We start from the raw sequence: 8,330 nt of genomic DNA on the forward strand, positions 1-8,330 counted from the left end.
CAGTCGGGTCGGGCGGGATCAGAAGTTGCCGAGGCCGCCGCACACGTTCAGCGCCTGGGCGGTGATGGAACCCGCCAGGTCGGAGGCGAGGTAGCCGACCAGGCCCGCGACCTCCTCGGGCGTCGAGTACCGGCCGAGCGGGATCTTCGACTGGAACTTCTCCAGGATCGCGTCCTCGGTGGTGCCGTACGCGTCCGCGTAGCCCTGGCGGACCCGCTGCGCCATGGGGGTCTCCACGTAGCCGGGGCACACCGCGTTCACCGTGACGCCGGTCGGCGCGAGCTCGTTGCCGAGGGCCTTGGTGAAGCCGACCACGCCGTGCTTGGACGCCGAGTAGGGGGCGCCGAGCACCACGCCCTGCTTGCCGGCGGTGGAGGCGATGTTGATGATGCGGCCGCGCGACTTGGCGCGCATCCCGCCCGCGTTGAGGACCTCGCGGGTCACCAGGAACACGCTGGTGAGGTTGGTCGCGATGACGTCCTCCCACAGCTCGTCGGCCAGGTCGGCGGTCACCCCGCCGCCCGAGCGGCCCGCGTTGTTCACCAGGACGTCGATCGGCCCGAAGCGGGCGACCGCGGCCCGCACCACGTCGGCCACCTGCTCCTTGGAGCGCACGTCGCCGGTGGTGCCATCCACGTCGAGGCCCTCGTCCTGCAGGGCCTTGACGGTCTCGGCGACGGCCTGCTCGTCGCGGGCGCACAGGAACACCCGGTGCCCCTGCTCGGCGAGCAGCCGGGCCGAGGCCAGGCCGATCCCGCTGGTCGCGCCGGTGACCAGGGCGACCCTGGGTGTGGTGGTGTCGGTCATGTTCGGCTCCCGGTCAGGCGGCGTGGGCGGCGGGCAGGTGGGCGGTGACGAGGTCGATCAGGGCGCGCGGGGTGCGGGCCTCGCCGAAGGCGTCCTCGTCGAGGCTGATCCCGTACTCGCGCTCGATGCGCCCGGCGGTCTCCAGGAGGGCGAGCGACTCGTAGCCGAGGTCGGCGAACTCGGTGTCGAGGATGTCCCCGTCCAGGTCGGCCTCCGCGTCGGCGCCGGCGGCCTCCAGGAGGATCCGCTTGAGCTCGGTGAGGGTGAAGTCGGTGGTGGACACGGGGTTCCTTCCTTCCGTCAGTGGTGGGCGGCCCGGACGACCATCGCGGAGTTGAATCCGCCCTGGCCGCGGGCGAGTACGAGGGCGGCGCGCACCGCGTGGGGGCGAGGGGCGCCGGTGACCAGGTCGATGTCGTAGTCCGGGGACAGGGTGGAGCCGGTGGTCGGCGGGATCACGCCGTCGCGCATCGACAGGAACGCGGCCGCCAGGTCCAGCGGTGCCGCGCCCGAGTACAGGCGGCCCGTCATCGTCTTCGGCGCGGTCACCGGCACGGCGCGCACCCCGAACACCTTGGTGATCGCCTCCGCCTCGGCCCGGTCCAGGTCGGGCACGGCCGCCGCGTCGGCGAACACCACGTCGATGTCGTCCGGCGCCAGGCCGGCGTCGGCCAGGGCCAGTTCCATGGCGCGCTGCAGGGTCGGCGCGCGGTCGCTGCCGGGCCGCGGGTCGACCGTGGAGGCGTGCCCGGCGATCTCCCCGTACACCTGCGGGGCGCCGCGTTCCAGGGCGTGCTCGGCGTTCTCCAGGACGAGCAGGGCGCCGCCCTCGCCCGGCACGTGGCCCGAGGCCCGGTCGTCGAAGGGCAGGTAGGCGCGCTCCGGGTCGTCGCTGGTGGTCAGGCGCCCGCTGGTCAGCTGGGCCACCCAGCCCCACGGGCAGATGGAGGCGTCGACCGCCCCGGAGATCACCATGCGGGTGCCCTTGCGGATCTGCCGGCGGGCCTGCGCCACCGCGTCGAGGCCGCCGGCCTGGTCGCTGACCACCACGCTGCTCGGGCCGCGCAGTCCGCCGCGGATGGAGATCTGGCCGCTGTTGACCGCGTAGAACCAGGCGAACGACTGGTAGGCGCTGACGTACTGGCCGCCCTTGCTCCACAGCGCGCGCAGCTCGTTCTGCCCGAACTCGAAGCCGCCGGAGTGGCTCGCCGTGATGACGCCGACGTCGTAGTCGGGCAGTTCGGACGGGACGACGCCCGCGTCGGCGAACGCCCAGTCGGCGCCGACCAGGGCGAGGCGGGTCATCCGGTCCGTCTGCGGGAGCAGCCTGCCGGGAAGGTGCTCCTTGGCGTCGAAGCCGTGGATCTCGCCCGCGAGCCGGGAGTCGTACGGGGTCGGGTCGAACCGGGTGACCCGGCCGATCGCGCCCCGTCCGGCGAGCGTCGCCGCCCAGTAGTCCGCCAGCCCGAGGCCGGTGGGCGCGACGACGCCGAGTCCCGTGACCACCGTGCGCGAGCTCATCGGGCGCCCGCCCGGTCGGGGGCGGCGAGCACGATCGCGCTCTGGAAGCCGCCGAACCCACTGCCCACGGAGAGCACCGCGTCGGTCTTCCACTCCCGGGCCGTCAGCGGTACGTAGTCCAAGTCGCACTCCGGGTCCGGGTTGTGGAGGTTCGCGGTCGGGGGCACCACGTCGTGGGCCATGGCGAGGACCGAGGCGGCCACCTCGATCGAGCCGATCGCGCCGAGCGAGTGCCCCACCATCGACTTGATGGAGCTGACCGGCGTGCGGTAGGCGTGGTCGCCGAGGCTGCGCTTGAACGCGGCCGTCTCGTGCCGGTCGTTCTGCTTGGTGCCGGAGCCGTGCGCGTTGAGGTAGTCGATGTCCTGCGGGGCGAGCCTCGCCTCGTCGAGGGCGACCCGGATCGCCTCGGCCATCTCCTTGCCGTCGGGCCGCAGCCCCGTCATGTGGAAGGCGTTCGACCGGGTCGCGAAGCCGGCGACCTCGGCGTAGATCCGCGCGCCGCGCCTGCGGGCGCTCTCCAGCTCCTCCAGGACGAAGACCGCCGAGCCCTCGCCCAGGACGAAGCCGTTGCGGCTGTTGTCGAAGGGGCGCGAGGCGTGCCGCGGATCGTCGTTGCGCGGCGTGGTCGCCTTGATCGCGTCGAAGCAGGCCACCGTGATGGGCGAGATGGGCGCGTCGGCGGCGCCCGCGATCATCACGTCCGCGGAGCCCTCCCGGATGACGTCGGCGGCGTATCCCACCGCGTCGAGACCGGAGGTGCAGCCGGTGGAGACGACCGTGCTCGGGCCCTCGGCGCCCACCGCCCAGGCGACCTCCGTCGCGAAGGAACTGGGCACCATGTAGTTGTAGAGGTGCGGTACGGCGTAGGCCTGGTCGACCAGTTCGAGGCGGCCGCCGTCGCTGACGGTCCGGTACTCCTGGTCGAGGCCCATCGTGGCGCCGACCGCGCTGCCGATCGTCACTCCGGTGCGGTGCGGGGCGAGCGTCTCGAACTCCAGGCCGCTGTCGGCGACCGCCTCGCGCGCCGTGACCACCGCGAACTGCGCGGCCCGGTCCATGCGCCGGATCTCCTGGGGGGTGAGTCCGGACAGCTCAGCGTCGAAGTCGACCTCGGCGGCCACCTGCGAGCGGAACGGTGACGGGTCGAAGAACGAGATGCGGCGCGTCGCCGTGCGGCCGTCGGTGAGCAGCTTCCAGAAGCCCTTGGTGCCCTGACCGCCCGGCGCGGTCACCCCGACACCGGTGATCACGACCCGCCGGCCGTGGGCGTCGCCCATCACGCGCTCCATTCGTAGAAGCGGCGGGCCATGGCGTCCGCGGGGGAACGCCAGGTCGCCGGGTCGTACGCCTCGATGTACGGCTTGAGGTCCTCGCTGATCGTGGTGAACAGCGGATCGGTCTTGGCCTCCTCGATGCGGCTCGCGCCGTTGTCGTCGTCGAAGTCCTGGAGGTGGAAGTACAGGCCCCGGTAGGAGAAGAGCTGACGGCGGCGGGTGCCCATCCGGCCGGGCATGTCGGTGCGGTCGAAGGCGCCGAAGAGCTGGGCGACGTCCTGGGCCGAGGAGGGGGCCATCCTGGCCACGATCAGAGTGCTGTGCATGGTTTTCCCTACTCCCTTGCTTGTCGAGCGGGCCCGAACCAGCGGTCCAGGGCCATCGGTAGGTCGTGGTGGCTGCCGGGAGCGGCCCAGGCGACGTGTCCGTCCGGGCGCACGAGCACCGCCGAAGTGCCCTTCAGGTCGCTGCCGTCGGGGACGCCGACGGGGGTCGCCGTCACGATGTCGATCCGGTCCCGCCAGGCGTCGGCCCGCCCGCGCAGCGTCGCGTTGTCGTCGAGGTCGAGCAGCAGGCCGCGCCCGGTGCGCAGGAGCGCGGTGCTCGTGGTGCGCCCCTGCTCCCGGGTCAGGTCGAGGTGCGGCAGACGCGCACCGAGCAGCGGACTGGGCCCGCTGCCGACGTCGTAGCGGATGTCGAGGCCGCTGACCCGCGCCGCGAGATGGCGGACCACCTCGGGGTGGACGAGGAGTTCGCCGAGCATCTCCCGTACGGGGGAGACCTCCTCGCCGCCGAGGATCAGCAGGCTCTGCGCCCGGGTGTTGGCCAGCAGCCGGCGGCCGACCTCGTGCCGCTCCTCGTGGTAGCTGTCGAGCAGCGCCTCGTGCGCCGTGCCCCGCACCACCGCGGCGAGTTTCCAGCCCAGGTTGACCGAGTCCTGGACGGAGGTGTTCATGCCCTGGCCGCCCGCGGGGAGGTGGACGTGCGCGGCGTCCCCGGCGAGCAGCACCCGGCCGCGCCGGTACTCGGTGGCCTGCCGGGCGGCGTCGCTGAACGAGCTCACCCAGACCGGCTCGGCACCGGTGAGCTCGATGCCCGTGAGCCGCTTCCACACGTCGGCGACCTCGCCGAACTCCGGCGGCCCCGAACGGCGTTGCGGAGGGGTGCCGCGCTCTCCGACGATGATCCGGTGGATGCCGCCGGGCAGTTTGGCCACCATCACCAGGCCGCCGTCGGTGGGCTGCCCGGTCATCCGGGGCTCCAGGTCCACGCCCTTGAGGTCGGCGAGGAACAGTTCGGTGGTCGCGGGCGTGCCGGGGAAGTCGAATCCGGCGAGCTTGCGGACGGTGCTGCGACCGCCGTCGCAGCCCACCACGTAGCGGGCCCGCAGCGCCCGGGCCGAGTCCCGGAGCATCACGGTCACGCCCTCGCCGTCCTCGGCGAGGCCGGTGACCTCCGTGCCGCGCCGGATGTCGGCGCCCAACTCCCGTGCCCAGGACTCCAGTACGGCCTCGGTGGCGGACTGGGGGACGGTGCGCGCCGACGCGTGGGCGGCGTTCAGGGCCGCCAGGTCGAGCGGGAGGCCGCCGAAGTGCCCCTCCTCGCTCGTCTGGATCCCGCCGAACCGGGGCAGCAGGCCGCGCTGGTCGAACACCTCCATCGTGCGGATGGTGAAGCCGATCCCGCGCGACTCGCCGGTCCGTTCCGGCAGTCGGTCGAGCACGATCGTGTCGACGCCCGCCAGACGCAGTTCTCCGGCCAGCATGAGCCCGGCCGGCCCGGCGCCGACGACAATGACTGAAGCGTCCATGTGAATCTCCAGAGCGTCCGGGGAGCCGATCCCGGGGGGGGGGTGTGGGTGTCGGAAAATCCCTACTTGTTCTCGATGTTGGCCGCTATGCGAGCCAGTACGTCATTGGCGGCGAGGAATTCGGCTTCGGAGATTCCGTTGAGCGAGCGGGCCGCGTGGTCGTTCACCAGGACCTCGGCCCGCTGGTGCGCCGCGACGCCGGATTCGGTGAGCGTCACCGTGTCGCCCTGGCGGAGCACCCAGCCGCGGTCCACGAATCCGTCGACCACCGACCGGTAGGAGTCGGACCGGTCCACGGCCAGGAACGGGGAGAATGCCGCGTCGATGTCCGCGACGGTCCGCACGCCGATACTGATGGCGTGCAGGACCTGCCACTGTCGCCGGTTCAGATTCTCTCCGGCGAGGGCCTTCGCGGTGGCCTCGTCGAAGAGCCGGTGCAAATGCAGAAGCCAGTATCCGATGCGCTTGGTGGTGTTCTGCTGAAGCATGAAGCGCCTACTTCCTCGGCGGCGGGGAGGGATTCTCGACCCGCCTGTTCCAACTCGCGGGTTGAATGTCCGACCACTCGACATTCGCATGATCGGCTGCCGCGCTACAAGGCTCCACGGGCAAGCCTACGGGCGACCCGCAGGGTCCCTTGCGGGTCGCCCGTAGGGCCCTTTGTAGGAACCCCTGAGATGCGGCTCTTCCGGCGCGTCGGTGGGTGTGTCCACACGGGTCGGCGGGCGCGGCGTCGGGTTCCGCGAAGCGAACCGTGGTCGGCGTGAAGAGCCGGGAAATGCGAAGCGCCGCCCACCCGGACCACGGGTGAGCGGCGCGTGAACGTAAGGGTTACACGGCGGAGGAGAAGTGGTCGGCCCGGAATGAGGAGAGCCGCTGGGTGTGGAGTGCGGAGTGCAGCTCGCTCCGGCCGGAGATGGCGAGTTTGCGGTAGACGCTCGACAGGTGGAACTCGACGGTGCGGATCGCCAGGAAGAGGGTCTCGGCGATCTGCCGGTTGCTGTAACCGGCGCTCGCCAGCTGGCCGATGTGCAGCTCCTGGCTGGTGAGGCTGGGGGCGTCCAGGCGTTCCAGGGCGGACCGCAGGCTGTGTTGCCGGCGCCGGTTGCCGCTCTCCCGGGCCACCATGAGGGCGGCCTCCAGGTGGCGGCGGCCCGCGGACTGGTTCTCGCGGTCGATCTGCAGGGTCCCGAGGTCGTCCAGGACCTGGATCAACTCGCCCCAGGCGTAAGCGAGATGGAGCAGCACCACGGCCTCTTCCAGGAGCGCCACCGAGGTGTCGTCCCGACGGGCGACGGCGACGGCGTGCAGTGCCAGGCCGATACAGCGGGGCGAGCCCCAGGTGCGGGCCGCGGCCAGCTCCTCCTCGGCCAGCGCGAGCGCGAGGTCGCCCTGCTGGGTCGCGAGCGCGGCCGACGAGGCCCGTGAACGCCAGGGAATGACGGCGGGGTTGGCGACCTGGTGCTCGGCGAGCAGCCGTCCGCACGCCATGAAGTCCTTCAGGCTGTGCTGGAACTGGCCGGCCGCCTGCTGCAGCGCGCCGCGCGCGGCCAGGGTGTGGACGAGGTCCGGGCGGCTGGTGTCGAGCGGTCCGGCCAGGCCGTGCGCCCGCAGCACCTGGTGCGCGTGCCCCAGTTCGCCGGACAGGACGTGCGCCTCGATGAGCCAGGCGACGGCGAGCCCGCCGAGGTGCGGCGAGAGCCCGCGGGTCAGTTGTGCGGTGAGCAGGCCGGACGCCTCGACACCGTGCCCCTCGAGCAGGCTGATCCGCGCGCGCAGCAGTGTCAGTACCTCCTGGTGCCGCGGTGAGCCGGACCAGCGGGCGTCGTCGGCCAGTCGGCGGCACTCGGCGTGCGCGGTGACGATGTCGCCGGTGTGGAGGAGCGTCATGATCGCCCGCCACATGCCGTACGGGTCGCCGCGGTCCTCCTCCGCCGCGAGGGCCGCCTCGACCTGCTGGTGGACGAGGGCGCGCCTGATCCCCAGGTTGGCCAGTTCGACGGTGCGTAAGGAGAGGCCCCGCTCGGGAGGTGATATGTGTTCGTTCTCGACGGAGTCGAAGCGTCCCGGTACGTAGACGTCGCGGCCTTCCCGCAGGACCCCGGCCCTCGTCCCGGTTGCGGTGGCCGCCCGAGCCGCGGCGAGGTGTCTCGGCCGGGGCATGTTCCTGAGGTCGTGATCGATCATCTTTTCCCCCTTGCTGTTCATCCGGTCGCCGGCATCGATCTGCCGCCGGGCGGCGCGGGTGCGGGTGCGGGTGCGGGCTGTCCCCGGCTGTATTCCGCTTCGTGGACGCCTCATTCGGGGCCACGCTACAGGGCGTCCATTGCACACGCATCAACGATCTCGGCCGCTCCATAACGGGTCGACCGGTTGGTGCCGGCCGAATGCCGGGGCGACGTCCGCTGCGCTGTCCCGGCGTGCTGACCTGGTGATTTCCGGGTGAGCTCGGGCGCGTTGTCCAGCGCGCTCCTTACGGCTTCCTGACGCGGGCGAGATGACGAAACGTGACCGTTGCCACAATCCGTCGACCGGTGTGCCGACAGGCGCCACCGGCGGAAATGTGTGGCGTTCCGCCGAGAAACGGGAAGAAGCGACTCCATTTGCCTCACCGTGAGTGCCGGGGGCTTGAGTCGCGGATAACGGTGCGAAACGCGGACGGTGGCGGTGGCGGCGGTGCCCGTTCGGGAGATCCCGGGGGTTCGGCATTCGCGGATGCGGCGTCGTTCCCTCGGGGGCCGTGCACGCCGAGTCACCGTTCATGGGGCCGTCGTGGTGCTTCGGTGAAGAATTCGGCGCCGCGGGGACGAAACTCCGCCCATCTCATTCCTTGGGACGGGGCTCGGCTGTCGGCGCCGCCCGGGTGGGCGCCAAGGCTTCGCCGATCGGCCGCGAGGACCGTCGGCCCGGGAGGA

8 protein-coding genes are annotated in these 8,330 nt (G+C 71.9%); all 8 read right to left on the minus strand.

Annotated features, from left to right (window positions below):
* Positions 1 to 18 precede the first annotated feature (18 nt).
* On the minus strand, positions 19 to 807 hold the full coding sequence (fabG, locus tag ACWDBB_RS19960; protein WP_449790864.1) for a 3-oxoacyl-ACP reductase FabG: 789 nt from the start codon (positions 805 to 807) through the stop codon (positions 19 to 21).
* Between the two features lie 13 nt (positions 808 to 820).
* Positions 821 to 1,090 (minus strand): acyl carrier protein, encoded by a 270-nt coding sequence (locus ACWDBB_RS19965; RefSeq protein WP_392882932.1) that lies wholly within the window; start codon positions 1,088 to 1,090, stop codon positions 821 to 823.
* 17 nt (positions 1,091 to 1,107) lie between these two features.
* On the minus strand, positions 1,108 to 2,328 hold the full coding sequence (locus tag ACWDBB_RS19970) for a ketosynthase chain-length factor (protein ID WP_449790865.1): 1,221 nt from the start codon (positions 2,326 to 2,328) through the stop codon (positions 1,108 to 1,110).
* Positions 2,325 to 3,608 carry a beta-ketoacyl-[acyl-carrier-protein] synthase family protein gene (locus tag ACWDBB_RS19975; protein WP_449790866.1) on the minus strand — a complete coding sequence of 428 codons (1,284 nt, stop codon included), beginning with the start codon at positions 3,606 to 3,608 and terminating at the stop codon, positions 2,325 to 2,327. Before ACWDBB_RS19975 ends, ACWDBB_RS19970 begins: the two co-directional genes overlap by 4 nt.
* Positions 3,608 to 3,931 (minus strand): TcmI family type II polyketide cyclase, encoded by a 324-nt coding sequence (locus tag ACWDBB_RS19980; protein WP_449790867.1) that lies wholly within the window; start codon positions 3,929 to 3,931, stop codon positions 3,608 to 3,610. The genes ACWDBB_RS19975 and ACWDBB_RS19980 overlap by 1 nt, the downstream gene beginning before the upstream one ends.
* Positions 3,932 to 3,939: 8 nt before the next feature.
* Entirely contained in the window at positions 3,940 to 5,415 is a 1,476-nt protein-coding gene (locus ACWDBB_RS19985; protein WP_449790868.1) for an FAD-dependent monooxygenase, read from the minus strand.
* Between the two features lie 62 nt (positions 5,416 to 5,477).
* Positions 5,478 to 5,903, minus strand: coding sequence for a MarR family winged helix-turn-helix transcriptional regulator (locus tag ACWDBB_RS19990; RefSeq protein ID WP_449790869.1), 426 nt, complete (start codon positions 5,901 to 5,903; stop codon positions 5,478 to 5,480).
* 343 nt (positions 5,904 to 6,246) lie between these two features.
* Complete coding sequence (locus ACWDBB_RS19995; protein ID WP_449790870.1) at positions 6,247 to 7,602, minus strand: helix-turn-helix transcriptional regulator; 1,356 nt, start codon at positions 7,600 to 7,602, stop codon at positions 6,247 to 6,249.
* Positions 7,603 to 8,330 lie beyond the last annotated feature (728 nt).

The organism is Kitasatospora sp. NPDC001095 (assembly GCF_053598615.1).

What these genes read in the sequence shown, in the direction of transcription:
- fabG (WP_449790864.1), bottom strand. Translation starts at nt 807, where the DNA reads ATGACCGACACCACCACACCCAGGGTCGCCCTGGTCACCGGCGCGACC.
- ACWDBB_RS19970 (WP_449790865.1), bottom strand. Translation starts at nt 2,328, where the DNA reads ATGAGCTCGCGCACGGTGGTCACGGGACTCGGCGTCGTCGCGCCCACC.
- ACWDBB_RS19975 (WP_449790866.1), bottom strand. Translation starts at nt 3,608, where the DNA reads ATGGGCGACGCCCACGGCCGGCGGGTCGTGATCACCGGTGTCGGGGTG.
- ACWDBB_RS19980 (WP_449790867.1), bottom strand. Translation starts at nt 3,931, where the DNA reads ATGCACAGCACTCTGATCGTGGCCAGGATGGCCCCCTCCTCGGCCCAG.
- ACWDBB_RS19985 (WP_449790868.1), bottom strand. Translation starts at nt 5,415, where the DNA reads ATGGACGCTTCAGTCATTGTCGTCGGCGCCGGGCCGGCCGGGCTCATG.
- ACWDBB_RS19990 (WP_449790869.1), bottom strand. Translation starts at nt 5,903, where the DNA reads ATGCTTCAGCAGAACACCACCAAGCGCATCGGATACTGGCTTCTGCAT.
- ACWDBB_RS19995 (WP_449790870.1), bottom strand. Translation starts at nt 7,602, where the DNA reads ATGATCGATCACGACCTCAGGAACATGCCCCGGCCGAGACACCTCGCC.